Raw genomic sequence first — 14,452 nt, 5'->3', positions numbered from 1 at the left:
TACCTGGCGCTCAGAGTGGTCGACTCGCCAATAGCGCCGGCTTGGGCACAGTCGCCTCGGCTCGGGGAAAGTTCGCACCGGTAAGGGTATTCTTGATCATGGCACCCAAGGCTTTGGCATTTCCGCGAGCCACCACCGATGAAGCCGAACGCCCTGTGTGCGTCTTGATCCACGCATCGGTATCTTTCCGTTCCGAGAGCCATGGAAATGCGGTCGAAGGCCGATTGAAGGATTTCAATAATGGACCACGCAGACGAGGGTCGGCGAACGCGGCCGTCATGACACGCACTCCCGTCGAAGTGAGGGGTTCCAGAAAGGTATTCGTGAAACGGTAAGTGCCTTCGACATGGCTGGAATAGAACTTCTCGAAGACACCATCGATCCATTCACGGTCGAGCGGTCGCCCGCTTCGGGCGAGGATCGCATCGAAGTACTGGCCACCCTGACGGATTCCCGAGCCGGCACCCTGGCCGCAGATCGGGTCGTAGCTGACCGAGGTGTCGCCCAGGCTCATCACAACATGGCCGCCGGGTGTGACGCCCGAACCGGTGCGCACCGACGGAGCGAACGATCCCTTAAGCCAACTGAACGGATCGTCAAGAAGAGGTTCCATGTCCTTCATCGACGGCCAATCCCAGGGGACAAATTCTTTGATCAGGCTCTGCGCCGTCGCAAAGGCCTCGTGAATGTTCGTTACGTCGTCCCACCGGTCAAACGGTCCGCCCGCACGGGCTTCGAAGACGAGAGACCACACCATCTCGCCGCTCTTATGCAGAAAGGGAACCCAGAAAATCTCTCCGGCACCACCGAAAAGGTTGAAGCAGACTGGGGTCATTCCCGGGAGACGGTTACTGAACGCCGAGCCATCGGAAGCTATACCCCGCACCAAGACCATGGCGAGCTTGCGCTGAGGCGCGTTATACACGCTGCGCTTCTCGTCGCGAGGAAACAGCGAAGAGAAGCCTCCCTTGCCGGTGGCCACAACGGTCAGGGCGCTCTCGTCCGCAATCTCATCGAGGCGGTCCATGCTCACCGTCTCGACGTGCACCTCACTGCCGAAAGATTCCAGCTGCTTCATGCGGTCGTACGACTTGAGCCGCACATCCGTTGCCAATCCGGTGGCTTCCTCAAGTGCACTTCCGAATCCGATAAGTTCCTGCCCAACCTTGGGGCTGAAGAACAAATGAATCGCGTCCATCGGGGCGCCCTGCCCCGAGTAGTCAGCGGCACCGAGGCGCAGCTCAGTGGCAACCGAATCGGCGAAGATCGCGGCAGTACCGGTCGGTGACGTCTGATCTCGAATGCCCTCGGCATCCTTGTCGCTGAACAGCTGCACGTCATAACCAGCGTTGACGAGACCGACAGCCAACAACGTTCCGGCGTGTCCGGCTCCGATGATCGAGATCTGCTTCATGGCTTTTCCTCCTGCTACGGGGACTGCTTGTCTCCTGTGCGGGATGCCGTCAGGATTTTTGCAAGTGTAGGTTCGTGCGATTCTTCACCAACATCACTCGATCGGGTCGAAGATTCGCTTCCCCCCTTCGAGGGATGCTGCCGCCCCGACACGCAGCAACGCCGCCCCGGGAGGGGAGTTCACCGCCCGTGGCGTATAGCAAGCGGCATTCACAGGAGGTTTCGCTGCTTAGACGCCGGCCATTCGCTTATCCCTGCGCATCCGAAACCAATCCAGCAGCACCGCCGCCAAGAGCACGAAACCGGTCACTACGCTCTGCCAGAACGACGAAATCTGGCTGATGGTCATGCCGTTGGAGATGATGCCCAAAAAGAGGGCTCCGAGCAGGGTACCGATCATGCTGCCAGCGCCGCCGGCGAAACTTGTTCCCCCGAGCAGCACGGCCGCCGCCGCGATCAGTTCCAGTCCGGTAGCCGCTGTCGGCGAGGCTGAGGCGAGCCGGCTGGATTCCAGAATGCCGGCCAGACCGCTGAGCCCCGCACAGATACCGTAGGCCACCGCCCGAACCAGCCAGACTTTGATTCCGGACAAACGTGCTGCCTCCGCATTGCCGCCGACGGCATAGAGCATGCGGCCAAAACCGGTGTAACGCGTAACGAATATGGCCAACAATAGTACAGTCAACGCAATAATCACCAGCCAAGGAATGCCAAGGAATCGGCCACTCCCGATGAGCCTTGACGCTTCCACGTCGTAGAGCGAGAGACCATGACCCTCAGTGACAACCTGCCCGGCGCCACGAAAGAGCGACATCGTTCCGAGGGTGACGACGAAAAAGGAAAGCCCGAGTTTTCCGATCAGTAGCCCGTTGAGCACTCCACCGAGAATGGCTGCGGCAACGATCACCAGGATGGCCGCGAAGTAGTAATTCACGCCGCTTTCGATGAGCTTGGCCAGGAGTATCCCTGAGAGGGCGAGCATCCCACCCACAGAAAGGTCAAACCCGCCAGTCAACAGCACGAAGGTGAGTCCGACGGCCACTAGGAGAAGTACCGAGTTAGTTTCGAGGATGGTGATGAGGTTTTGTGCAGTGGCGAAAGTCGGTTGGGTGACGGAGAGGTACACCACCAACAGAACGAGCATTGTTCCGATTCCGATATACACGCGCGTGTTTTCGTAGATTCTGCCGAGGGGTCGCGAGCCGACACGGCCGACCGGATTGGCTGGTTCGGCTGGAGCGGTCTGGCTAGTGAGCTTTGACATGGGTCTCCAACTTTCCGCCCGTTGAGAGCAGTGCAATGGTGTGTTCGGTGATGAGTGCGCCGTGCAGATCTCCGACAATTTCGTTTTCGTGCATGACCAGGACCCGGTCACAGACGCCGAGAATTTCGAGCATGTCCGATGAAGCCATAAGCACTGCCATACCCGTGCGCGCTTGCTCCTCGATGATCTGGTAAATCTCGTCGCGGGCGCCGATATCTACCCCTCGGGTGGGTTCGTCGAGAAGGAGCACGGTCGGATTTTTAGACAGTGCTCTGGCAATGACGATCTTCTGTTGGTTTCCTCCTGAGAGCGAGGTGACGGGTGCGAGCACGTTTCCCGTCTTCACTCCGAATCGGGCGACCGCGTCTCGGGTGCGAGCCCGACCACGTTTTCGGTTGACCAGACCGTGCCAGGGCACTGCTCCCAGCTCATAGTTCTCGTGGATGCTGTCGCTCACGATGAGCCCCTGGGTATGACGGTCTTCCGGTACGAGAGCGAGGCCGTGTTGGAGGGAACGTCGGGTGTTGTTCGGCGGAACCAGATGCCCGTCAACGGCAACGGTACCGCCGCCGGTTCGCCGAACCCCGGCTAGGGCCTCGAGTAGTTCCGTGCGTCCGGCTCCGACGAGGCCAGCCAGTCCTACGATCTCCCCCGCCTGCACCTCAAGAGTCAGCCGCTTCCGGCTCCCCTGCAGCTGTAGGTCCTGCACCTGCAGCCGGGGTGCGGCCACGGAGACGGCGTGTTTCTTAGCCCGTGGCACGATGGTACGACCCACCATCAGGTTGACTAACTCGTGTTCGTTGAGCTCTGCGTGGAGTAGCTGCCCGGCGAATTTTCCGTCGCGAAGCACGAAGGCCCGGTCTGCGGTCGATGTCATTTCGGCGATGCGGTGGGTGATCATGATGGTGGACAAGCCTTGAACCTTCAGCCGTTTGATTAGTGCCAACAGGAATTCAACCTCCTGCTCCCCGAGTCGGCTCGTGGCCTCGTCGAGAATCAACAGTTTTGGCTCGACAACGAGCGCCTTGGCGATTTCGACGAAGGTCTGCTGTACCGGGCCGAGCCGAGACACCGGTATACACGGGTCAATCTGGACTCCGAGTGCGTCGAGGATGCCGGTGGTGCGAGCGATGAGGTTTCTGCGGGAAATCAACCGGCGAGTGCGGTGTCGCAGAAAAGGTAACATGACGTTCTCATAAACCGGGAGGTGAGGTAGAACAGTCAGTTCCTGGGCCACCAATGCGATGCCGTGGTCGAGCGCATCGAGCGGGGTTGTGAAAGTGACCGGTCTACCATCGATACTGATCGTTCCGCTGTCCGGCAGCACGACACCCGACAGAATCTTTACCAAGGTGGATTTACCCGACCCGTTCTCGCCCGCAAGGGCGAGGACTTCTGCTCGGTCCACCGTGAGGTCGATGTTGCACAGCGCCGTGACAGCGCCGTAGGTCTTCGTGATGCCGGCCAGCGAGATCATTACTTGCTCGCGGTTACATTAAGGGTGGAGACCCCGTCCTTCGTGGTGATATCGACGCTGGTCTGCGAGCCGAGCAAGGCTTTGATCGGAATCCAGCTCGAAGCGTTCGCGGCGGTGATTAGGGTCGATTCCATCACCACGGTCTTCGGGATACTGCGCCCCTCGGCAAGCTCATGAGCTGCCCAGCCTAAACCCATGCCCAGCTGCACGGGGTGAAAATCGAAGGTGGCCGCCAAGCGACCGTCCTTAACCCCGTCGATACCTTCCTGCGAACCATTCATGCCGATGACCATGGGGTTGAAGTCCCCTGCCTTGGCTGAGGCTGCCCCGAGGGCGCTGTCGTCGTTGTAGGCAAAGATCGCTTGAATATCGGTGCCGAAACGCGACTTCCAGGCGTCGACGATTGGGCGAGCGCCGTCTGCAGTGTCCAGCCCATTGACCTCGCTGGCGAGGATGTTCAGGCCGGTTTCCTTCGCACCGTCTTGGAAACCCTTGTTACGCGCGTCGAGAACACCAACGGTGGGCACGCCCTCAATCTGCACGACCTTCGCGGTGGCCTCGACATTCTCACCGATGAACGTTGCCGCCTGTTGAGCCGAGGCGTAATTGGTGACCTGGAAATTGGACGTGTACGGCCCCCCGTCGGTCGTGTCCTGCACAATAACGGGAACTCCCTGGCTATCGGCCTGTTCGATGGCCGGCTGGATGCCAAGCGGGTCGATCGGCCACACGATGAGAACGTCGACGTTGCGGTTGAGGAGCGATTGAATATCAGCGAGTTGTTTGCTGGTGTTGTACTGGGCGTCGGTGACGATGAGATCCATCCCCAGTGAGTCGGCCTTGGCCCTGATGCCGTCTTCGATTGCTTTGTTGTTCGGGTTGGATTGGATGGCACCGGAATAGCCGACGGTGATCTTTTTGTCGCCGGCGCTGGTGGTGACCGCGCTTTCCGTGGATGCGGCGCAGGAACTTACGGACACCAGTAATACTGCGGATGCCGCCAGGAGGAGCGTTTTTTTCAGCATGTGAATCGGTCCTTACTCTCGGGAAAAGCGATAGAAATGGATTTTCGGGCATGGTTGTAGGGCGCAGCCACCGGTGGCGGCTACCGGGTGAGTCAGGAGTGGTCTGGCGGGCTACGAGAGGTCGAGCCTGGCCTTCAACGTGTCCTTCTGGTCGCGCAGATACATCACGAAGGAACCGTTCTTGTCAACGACGGTGTTGTATTCATCGAGCACCACAATGGTGGTGGTGCCGAGTTCGATGATGGCGGGGCCTTCGATCTCGTCGAGAGGAACCATCGCTGCACCCTGATAGACCTCCACCTCAACCATTTGCCGCTGGAGTGGAGAGTAGATGTCGCGTCTTCGGTGCTCGGGAATGGCTCCCGCGGCAGTGGCGGCCAGGTCAACCCGATCGTTGGGTGTCGTGCCGACTACCGTCAGCCGAATGTTAAGCAGGTCGATGGGCATGTCGAGGGTGCTGTAGCCGAAGAGCGTGTCGTGGAGTTTGTGGAACGAGGCATAGAACTCGGCGATGTTGGGCGACACGAGGTTGGCGGGATCAACTTCCACGTTGATCTCATACCACTGACCCTTGTAGCGCAGGTCAACGGAAGGCACGTATGAGATCGCTGCGTCGGCCACACCCTCCGCGTGCAGGGTCTTGCGGCCCTCGGCCATCATGCCCTTCCAGGTGTCGACCAGGTACTCGTCGGACAGGCTTTCCAAGCGCTGGTTGGAACTTTGAACGTAGTCGTGCTTGAAGTCACAGACGAGCATGCCGGCCGCGCAGAAGATTGAGGAATCACGGGGGGTGAGCAGGATCGGAATTTCCAGCTCCCGGGCAATTGCACCGGCGTGCACCGGGCCGGCTCCACCAGCGACCACGATAGGAAAGTCTCGCGGGTCCAGGCCTCGGCGCACGGTGATGTCCCGCACGCCCGTCGCCATGTTTACGTTGACCATCTGGTAAATACCAAAGGCGGCCTCCTCCACAGTGATGCCCAATGGGTCGGCGACATCGTTCTTGATCGCCTGAATCGACGCTTCGCGATCCAGCCCGATCTGGCCGTGCAGAAACGTGTCTGGATCGATGTAGCCGAGCACTACGTCGGCATCCGTGACGGTGGCGTTGACCCCGCCACGTCGATAACACGCAGGTCCGGGCGTGGCACCAGCGCTCTGCGGGCCAACTCGGAGCAGGCCACCTTCGTCGACCGAGGCGATGCTGCCGCCGCCGGCGCCGATGGTGTTGATGTCAACCATCGGCAGGGCGATCCTCCAACGGTCGATAATGCCATCGGTCATGATGAGCGGTTTGTTGTCTTTGACCACGGCGGCATCAAAGCTAGTGCCGCCCATATCTACGGTCAGGCAGGAATCCCAGCCGTGGGCCGCGGTCACCAGCAGGCCAGCAGTTGGGCCTGAAGCAGGCCCGGAGAGCAAGGACAGGGCGGCACGCTTCGCGAGCTCACCGGGGGTGGCGACACCCCCGTTGGACTGCATAAGAAGCAGGATGCCCGAAAAGTGCACCTCCTCGAGGAGTTCGGTGAGCGTAGACAGATACGAGCTGATGATCGGCCCGGCATAGGAGTTGAGCACGGCGGTGCTCATTCGAGGGTAGTACCGAGCCTGGGCGAGCAGTTCTGAGGACTTCGTGATGTAAGCCCCCGGCAGGACCTCGGCGATGATCTCCGCGGCACGATCTTCGTGGCTGGTCTCCGCGTGAGAATGCATGAAAGAGATGGCCACAGATTCCACGTCATTCGCCTTGAAAATCTCCGCGGCGGCGTAAACATCTTCCTCTTTGAGCGCCGTGAGCACGTCGCCCTTGTAGTCGACCCGACCGGCGACCGGCTGGCGCAAGTAGCGAGGAACCAGCGGCACCGGCTGCTCAAGCCGGTTGTCGTAGGCCTCCTCACGAGTGCCGTCGCGCATGGGCAACACGTCGCGGAATCCTTCGGTGGTCAGCAGACCCGTGGTGGGTCCATTACGGGTTAGCAGGGCGTTTGTGGTCACTGTGGTTCCGTGCACGATGAGCCCGACCTCGGCCATGAAGTCTTCGATGGTTTTGTTTTCGGCGGTGGCGATTTCGGCCAAGCCGATCTGAACGGCCATCGGTGGGTTGGAGGGTACGGAGCTGGTCTTGTGGATGCGTCGTTTGCCGTCCGGGTAGATCACCAGGAAGTCCGTGAAGGTACCGCCGACGTCGATTCCGATTCTGATGCTCATGAGGTCGTCTTCCAATTCTTCTCTAGGCTCGAAGAGCCGCGGTTTGTTCCTGGTCGACGGACACTCCGTCTGCGAAGATAACTACGCCGTAGTCCTCGCGTGCCTTCTCCCGGGTGAGGACACCGTCACGAACCTCGGCGAGCACCTTTTTGATGGGGCGCTTTCTCGGGTCGCCATAGCCGGCGCCGCCCCCGCTGATGGATTCCATCCGGGTACCGGCCGGGAGCTCGATGATCTCCTTCGAGCCCCACAAATGTTCCCGGCCATCCGGATAGGTGACCGTGATCTCATTGAGGCCAGAATCCGACCCGCCGAACAGCCCCTGAGCGGGAACGGCTCCTTCGTGACGAACATTATCGCCGAGGGTGACGCCGTGCTGGTGCAGACCATAGTTGCTCCACGCCGTTCGGGTACCCATTCCGCCGCGAAATTCGCCAGCTCCAGCGGAGTCGGGAAGGTATTCCAGATACTCGAGGAAGTGAGGAGAAGTTAGTTCAAACATCTCGGGGTCTGGAGCGCGCATCTGGCCTGCCGTTCCGGTGAAACCAAGCGCATCCCAGCCGTCGGTACCGAGCATTCCGCCGGGGCCGGTGCGTTGGAACACCGTGAGGGTACCAAAGGCCTCGTTGGTGCGCGGGTCAACTCCGTGCGTTGATGTGCAGAGGTATTTGTTCCATCCGGCCGTCACCCGATCTGGCAGGATTCCGGAGAGGGCCGTCATTATGCATTCAACAACTTCATCGCACATCTGGTTGCCGAAGACGGTTGCGGCGGGAAACCGCGGATTGAGCAGGGAACCTTCTCGGAAGACCGTCTTGATAGGTTCGAACAGGCCCTGGTTGGTCGGAATGTTGATGCCGCCCGCCGCCATGATCATGAGGAACGCAATTCGTACGGCTCCCTTGGCCGAGGCGGGAGGCATATTCGTGATTCCCGGTGCCTGATCATCGCTCGACGAGAAGTCGAAGGTGATCTCTTCGCCCTTGACCTCAATCTCGCAGGCAATCTTGTATCTTTTGGTGGTGTCGAACCCGTCGGAAACCATCCAGCTCTCGCCGTAGTAATGCCCATCGGCCCACCGACCGACTTCAGCACGAACTTGACGCGCGGAGCTTTCCAAAATGTAGTTCATGTGGTCTTCGTAGGTTTCCAGGGTGTACCTCCGGATAACCTCAATGAGGCGTCGCCCCCCTACCGTGCAGCATCCGATCATGGACTTGATGTCTTCCATGACAAAATCCATGCGGATATTCGCAGAGATGAAGTCCCAAACATCACGCTGCAGAACCCCACGGTGCACGATTTTGACGGGAGGGATACGCAGTGCTTCCTGCCAAATGTCCTTCGCATTGGGGTCATAGCCGCCTGCCGTCATACCACCGATGTCCGCCATGTGCCCCTTGGCTGCCATCCAACCCACGAGGGCGGCGTCGACGAAGACCGGCACGTAGATGCCGGTGTCGGCGTTCTGATTTCCCCCGGAATACACGTCGTTATGAATAATGACGTCACCCTCGTGAACGTCGTCACCGTAATAGTTGATGATGAATTCAAGCGAGGGATGCGCACCGAACGCGATGATGGCCGCAAATTCGGCTTGAGCAAGCGTGTTTCCGTGCTTATCGAACACGACCGTCACTAGATCACCAATCTCGTTGAAAATTGGTGAACGCGACGACCGCATGAGCATTCCAGCCATTTCCTTGGCGATCGCGTCGACGCGGCGTTGGAGCACGGACGCGGTGATTGGATCGATCCGGGTACTAGTAGTCGATGACATTGACGTTTCCTTTCGTCAGGCAGTGCAGAGCCGTGCTGAATTCGGAGAGTTTGCGCGCGCCGTCAGACTCAATGACGAACGTGTCGGACATATATCCGCTCCGTTTCTTGACCTGGTCGACGACCATGGGGTGAATAGTGAAGACGTTGCCAACTTCGATGATGTCGCTGGCCTGGCCGCCATCGTCCTCGACGACGTCGAGTCCGATCCACGGTTGCTCCAGCACGTCCAGGCCGAGGGAGTGCCCCGACCAATAAGAGGAGACCGCGCCCTCCGATTCGATTGCTGCGAGCACGGACTGCTGTACGGCATTGGGTGATGTTCCAGGCTTCATCGCGGCGGCTGCGGCCGTGATCCCCTTGGAGACGGCCCTCGCCATTCGCACATCGTCGTCGTGCGGGGTCGCAAAGGTGACCATACGAGAGAGCTCGGTCCAGTACCCGCGCGGACCGACGATTTCAAAAGAAAAGGTGTGCAGGTCGTGTGCGTTCAGTTCTCGTCCCCGCGGCGGCGCGAAACTTGCCGACACTCCGTCATGGAGGTTCTCGGTGTACATGGTGAGGAAGAGCGGGTCTTCCCCGCCCAGCTTGTATCCCACTCTGTACATTTCGGCGCCAATCTCGCGCTCGGTCACGCCGGGCCGGGCAATTTCGAGCAGGCGGGTGAAGCATTGGTCTAAGACGTACGCGGATTCTTCAACTCCAATAATCTCCTCTGGGCTCTTCACCACGCGGATCTTCTCGAAGTTTGCCGTGTAGTCAAAGAATTCAATCCCGGGCAGCCCCTCGGTCAGCGCGAGGTATTCGTCGACCTTCATGATCTGGCCGAATCCGACAATGCCCACTCGCTTGACATTCTTGCGCCCTGAGAAGGCGTCGACCAGCCCTTGGGCGATGGTGCCGGGAAAACGGTAGTCGGCAACCCAGTCCGTGGTCGGGCGGCGAGAGCCGGCCAAACTCCCCGACAACACGACAATCGGTTCCTCATTTTTAAACATGACCGCATTGCCGGACCGATGAAATAAGTTGTAGTCGGTCACGTAGCGCAAAGCGCCCTTGTGACCGCGGTAGTCGTTGGCCGCAAAGATCAGGCAATCCATGCTGTGTTCGCGCATGGAATCATTGAGCAAACCCCAGCGGCGATCCCGCTCATCTAAGTTCGTACTCACCAGTACCGTCCCGTTCTTCAGATTGATTTGTTAAAGATCTCTGAGTTTCTGCTGGCCCGTACCGCCAGTCGATACCCGGACTATATAAACTAGGTTTCCCCTAGCGCAATGCATCGTGTAAAGATTCTCTTATGCGAAATCTTGAGCCACAACCTCCCCTCGATTCAGTTGATCGGGCACTCAAATTGATCGTCGCGCTGCGGGACGGCGAGGTTATGAGCGTCAAAGCGGCGGCCGAACGACTCAACGTGGTCCCCTCGACAGCCCATCGCCTTCTGGCAGCTCTGTGTCATGGCGGCTTTGCCATGCAGAATCGAGAGCGCCTCTATCGAGCCGGCCCGGAACTGGCCTCCTGGAGTGACAGCACGCGATCGATCAGTACCGTGCGCCAGATCGTGCGTCCCACTCTCGAATCATTGGTCAAGCAACTGGATGAGACCGTGCAGGTCTGGGTACTCGAGGGACCCCAAGTTCGATACGTTGACGGGGTGGAGAGCGACCAGACCTTGAGAATTAGGGTCGGCGTGTGGGACCAGGTTCCGGCATATTGCTCCGCCGGGGGGAAAGCGATGCTCGCGTCGCTGAGTAACGCGCAGATTGACCACCTGCACGGCGGAGGTCTTCCGCCGTGGCGCTCCACCCGAATCTCGAGCGTTTTGGCCTTGAAACGTCACTTGGCGACGGTACGCCAGCAGGGATATGCCACCAACATCGAGGAGGCGGCTCAGGGAGTCAACGGCATTGGCGTCGCGGTTCTCGACCAGCAGGGGCGGCCGGTAGTCGCCATCAGCGCCGCCATTCCCAGCATCCGCTTTAGCAAAGAAAAGGTCGAGGAGTGCGCGCAGGCGCTGTTGGCCGCGGCTGCAGCCGTCGAGAAGCGCATGACTTCGGTGGCTCTGGCAGACCTGCAGGATCGCTAGCCACATTCCTTGTAGAGAAATCTAGGTCGTCGAATTCTTCCTAACGAAATTCCTCACGCTTCTATAGACGCTCCGAAAAGCGATCCATAGGCTCGGCTCAATTCAGTGGCCCCAACATCGAGGCCATGATCTTCTGAGGAGCCGAGCAGATGGTGGACGTACTTTCCGTAGTGACGGATTCCGTGAAGGATCCGAAGACACCGTGCTGGGATGACCTAGTGCGTGAAGACCGGGTGCACAGGTCGCTCTACACCGAGGAGCGGGTATTCACCGAGGAAATGGTCAAAGTTTTCGGGCAGACCTGGGCATATCTGGCCCATGAGTCCCAGCTCCCGGAGAAGAATTCCTTCGTGACCGGCACGTTGGGGCTACGTCCTATCGTGATCACGAGAGACCGTAAGGGTGGACTGCACGCCGTCTTCAATCGGTGCGCTCACCGCGCCGCAACCATCTGCCGCGAGGAGGCCGGGGTAGCAAAGAGCTTTCAGTGCCCGTACCACGGGTGGACGTTTCGGAACACCGGCGAGCTCGTCGGCGCTCCGTGGCCCAGCGGATACGGCGCGGATTTCAACAAGTCCGAACTCGGTCTCGGCAAGGTCTCCCGCGTCGAGAGTTACCGCGGATTTATCTTCGGCACTCTGAACGAATCCGCGCCATCGCTGGAAGATTTTCTCGGTGAAGCCAAACCGTGGCTGGACTACTGGATTGACCGGGCGCCCGACGGTGAGGTCATCGTGCGCGCCGCAGCCCACCGCATGGTCTACCGCGGCAACTGGAAGCTTGCCTACGACAACGGGGGCGACGGATACCACCCCTCGTTCTCGCACCGTTCTCTGCTCGAGATGGCGTCGCGATTGGGCGACAGTAAGGACATGTCCTACTTCGGCAAGACCCCCGATGACGGAGCGATGAAGATCTACTCCCTCGGCAACGGACACAGCGTCATCGACCAACGCCCCAATTTTGACGGCCCCGGTAGCATCTGGGCAAATCAGCGACCGCAGCCTGGCCGGGAACGCTTCGAAGAACTGATTCGTACGAAGTACCCCGAGGATGCCGATCGACTCTTGGACATCAGCGCGGGGGCCCAAATCAACCTGAGCATCTTTCCTAATCTTCTGATCATTGGTAATCAGATTCAGGTGATCGAGCCCCTGAGCGTCGACAAGACCCAGTTGGTGTGGAATGCGACGAGCATTGGCGGTGTGCCCGAAGAAGTCAACACTATGCGAATGCGTACCCAGGAAGACTTTCCCGCATTCGGTGAACCCGACGACCAAGCGAATTTCGAAGAGGTCCAGCGCGGTCTGGCTGTCACTGAAGTCGAGTGGATCCTCATGAATCGCGGCCTCAACGTCGACGGGTGGCAGAGCATGGACGAAACCGGTGTTGTGGTTTCAGCCGTGACCGATGAAATCCATATGCGCAGCTACTTCCAGGAATGGCTGCGCCTGATGAACGGGGCTCGCGCATGAACGCGCAGACCGACTATTCGGATACCTCGCGTTGGTCGTACCACGTGGACGCTGATTTCTATGCGGACCTCGACCGCTTCGCGGACCTGTTCACCGCGGACTGGGCTGTCGCTGATGTCAATGTGGCCAGATCAGCCGAAGGTTTTCTGTCCAGAGAGGCGCGTCTCATCGATGAGGCCCGATTCAACGATTGGATCGAGCTGTTCACCGACGATTGCCTCTACTGGGTTCCGATTACCCCGGGAGGCGGTAATCCCCGCCTGGAGGTTTCCCACGCGTTCGACGACCGACGCCGCCTCACCGATCGCGTCTTCTGGCTGCGCACCGGACTGGCATTCAGCCAGATTCCCCAGTCGCGCACCCGACGCCTGATCACCAACGTTGAAGTGCTTGATGACCCGGGTTCCGGGTACCGCTTGGTGCGATCGAACTTCATTGTTCACGAGTTTCGAGCCGGGGTCGGCAAAACCTATCCGGGCTGGTATGGCCACGTGCTGGCGCCCGATGGCGACGGCTGGAAGATTCGCCTCAAACAGGTCAACCTTCTCGATTCTGAGCACGGCCACGAGAATCTCACCCTGGTCTTTTGAGAGGAAACGATGAATTCGAATGCCCCGGAGCCTGGGGAGCAGACCGATCTGATCCGACGAGAAAACATACTCCTCACCGAGAAGGTCGCCCGATTGGAACGTGAAATCGCGACGATGCGACCGGTGATCGCTGAGGTGAAACGCCTGAAGATCTGGGATTTCACTCCCTACGGTGTAAGTCTCGATGATTCTTGGCTGGCCTTGGATCGAGTGAACGCGGTCGAACTAATGCAGGCCCTCGCGGGCACCGACCATTGGAGTCCCTGGCACTCCAACATCGAACCCCGGCCTCAGCCATGACCCAGGCGGGCGGCACCGTGCTGATTATCAGTCATGTTGCGCGTACGGATCTTGAGCGGATCCACCAACTAATCGACGATCATGGTTTGACGTCACGAACCGTTTCACCCTTTGCCGGCGAGGCGCTTCCTGAGGTGACCTCGGTTGCCGCCGTGATCTGTTTGGGGGGTCCGCAAAGTGCCTACGACACCGAAAAGTATCCCTTCCTCCTCCGAGAAGAAAACTTTCTGCGCGATGCGGTTCAGGCACAGGTGCCGGTTCTTGGAATCTGCTTGGGTTCCCAGATTCTGGCTCGGGCTCTCGGAGGAGAGGCCATCCCCGGCCCTTCGGGTTTGGAGTACGGACTCATCGACGTGCTGCCCGCACCCGGGCAGCACGTCACGGACCTGACGGGGCTGGAGGGTCGGTTCTTTTCGTTTCACAGCGACACCTTCAGACCACCCGTTGACGCGGAGCTTCTAGCGGTCTCCGACCGCTACCCGCAGGCCTGGAGATTGGGCTCAGCTCTGGCCGTGCAATTCCACCCCGAGATCTCACCGGTCGGTATTCACCACCTCTTGGCCATTGAAGGGCCCAAATTACGAGCAAGCGGAGTAGACACGGCCGAACTCCTCGCGGCAACAGTTGACGATGGCGGGCGTGCTTGGCGAGGCGCTCAGCGCGTTGTCGGTGGTTGGCTCGCTGCGGCGGTTTCGGAAAGTGCTACCGAACCATTCCGTTGAACGCGCTGCGCCGAGCTCGTTTCGGCAGCGCATTCCGCTGAGTCCCCGTCACTGCGGCCTCGTCACTGAGCCCCAGTGGCTGACCTGATTTCACTGACCTCATTTCACTG

General features: G+C 59.5%; 12 protein-coding genes. 5 read left to right on the top strand and 7 right to left on the bottom strand.

Annotation, left to right across the window (positions count from 1 at the left end):
* Nucleotides 1-10 precede the first annotated feature (10 nt).
* From QMK22_RS09715 to QMK22_RS09685, 7 genes are all read right to left on the bottom strand, one after another.
* On the bottom strand, nt 11-1,414 hold the full coding sequence (locus QMK22_RS09715) for a styrene monooxygenase/indole monooxygenase family protein (protein WP_283497437.1): 1,404 nt from the start codon (nt 1,412-1,414) through the stop codon (nt 11-13).
* Nucleotides 1,415-1,642: 228 nt separating this feature from the next.
* Nucleotides 1,643-2,677 (bottom strand): ABC transporter permease, encoded by a 1,035-nt coding sequence (locus QMK22_RS09710; protein ID WP_283497436.1) that lies wholly within the window; start codon nt 2,675-2,677, stop codon nt 1,643-1,645.
* The gene (locus QMK22_RS09705; RefSeq protein WP_283497435.1) at nt 2,661-4,154 is read right to left on the bottom strand and encodes a sugar ABC transporter ATP-binding protein; all 1,494 of its coding nucleotides are present in this window, start codon (nt 4,152-4,154) and stop codon (nt 2,661-2,663) included. Before QMK22_RS09705 ends, QMK22_RS09710 begins: the two co-directional genes overlap by 17 nt.
* On the bottom strand, nt 4,154-5,179 hold the full coding sequence (locus QMK22_RS09700; RefSeq protein WP_283497434.1) for a sugar ABC transporter substrate-binding protein: 1,026 nt from the start codon (nt 5,177-5,179) through the stop codon (nt 4,154-4,156). Before QMK22_RS09700 ends, QMK22_RS09705 begins: the two co-directional genes overlap by 1 nt.
* 111 nt (nt 5,180-5,290) lie before the next feature.
* Nucleotides 5,291-7,387, bottom strand: a complete 2,097-nt coding sequence (locus QMK22_RS09695; RefSeq protein ID WP_283497433.1) for a hydantoinase/oxoprolinase family protein — start codon at nt 7,385-7,387, stop codon at nt 5,291-5,293.
* Nucleotides 7,388-7,409: 22 nt separating this feature from the next.
* Nucleotides 7,410-9,167 (bottom strand): hydantoinase B/oxoprolinase family protein, encoded by a 1,758-nt coding sequence (locus QMK22_RS09690; protein WP_283497432.1) that lies wholly within the window; start codon nt 9,165-9,167, stop codon nt 7,410-7,412.
* Nucleotides 9,151-10,335: a M24 family metallopeptidase gene (locus QMK22_RS09685; RefSeq protein ID WP_283497431.1), complete on the bottom strand. Its 1,185-nt coding sequence runs from the start codon at nt 10,333-10,335 to the stop codon at nt 9,151-9,153. The genes QMK22_RS09690 and QMK22_RS09685 overlap by 17 nt, the downstream gene beginning before the upstream one ends.
* A 131-nt stretch (nt 10,336-10,466) precedes the next feature.
* Here QMK22_RS09685 and QMK22_RS09680 point away from each other — a divergent pair, with 131 nt between their 5' ends.
* The 5 genes from QMK22_RS09680 to QMK22_RS09660 all read left to right on the top strand — a co-directional run bounded on the left by QMK22_RS09680 (nt 10,467) and on the right by QMK22_RS09660 (nt 14,342).
* Nucleotides 10,467-11,255, top strand: coding sequence for an IclR family transcriptional regulator (locus QMK22_RS09680; protein ID WP_283497430.1), 789 nt, complete (start codon nt 10,467-10,469; stop codon nt 11,253-11,255).
* Nucleotides 11,256-11,404: 149 nt separating this feature from the next.
* Nucleotides 11,405-12,730: an aromatic ring-hydroxylating oxygenase subunit alpha gene (locus QMK22_RS09675; RefSeq protein WP_283497429.1), complete on the top strand. Its 1,326-nt coding sequence runs from the start codon at nt 11,405-11,407 to the stop codon at nt 12,728-12,730.
* Nucleotides 12,727-13,320: an aromatic-ring-hydroxylating dioxygenase subunit beta gene (locus QMK22_RS09670; RefSeq protein ID WP_283497428.1), complete on the top strand. Its 594-nt coding sequence runs from the start codon at nt 12,727-12,729 to the stop codon at nt 13,318-13,320. Before QMK22_RS09675 ends, QMK22_RS09670 begins: the two co-directional genes overlap by 4 nt.
* Before the next feature lie 9 nt (nt 13,321-13,329).
* The gene (locus QMK22_RS09665; RefSeq protein WP_283497427.1) at nt 13,330-13,620 is read left to right on the top strand and encodes a hypothetical protein; all 291 of its coding nucleotides are present in this window, start codon (nt 13,330-13,332) and stop codon (nt 13,618-13,620) included.
* Between the two features lie 86 nt (nt 13,621-13,706).
* Nucleotides 13,707-14,342: a type 1 glutamine amidotransferase gene (locus QMK22_RS09660; RefSeq protein ID WP_283497426.1), complete on the top strand. Its 636-nt coding sequence runs from the start codon at nt 13,707-13,709 to the stop codon at nt 14,340-14,342.
* The last annotated feature ends 110 nt before the right edge of the window (nt 14,343-14,452 follow it).

The organism is Cryobacterium sp. PH29-G1, assembly GCF_030063365.1.
In the GTDB taxonomy this organism is placed as follows: Bacteria; Actinomycetota; Actinomycetes; order Actinomycetales; family Microbacteriaceae; genus Cryobacterium.
Note: the sequence above shows the minus strand (reverse complement) of the source record. Positions and strands in the feature narration are given on the sequence as shown.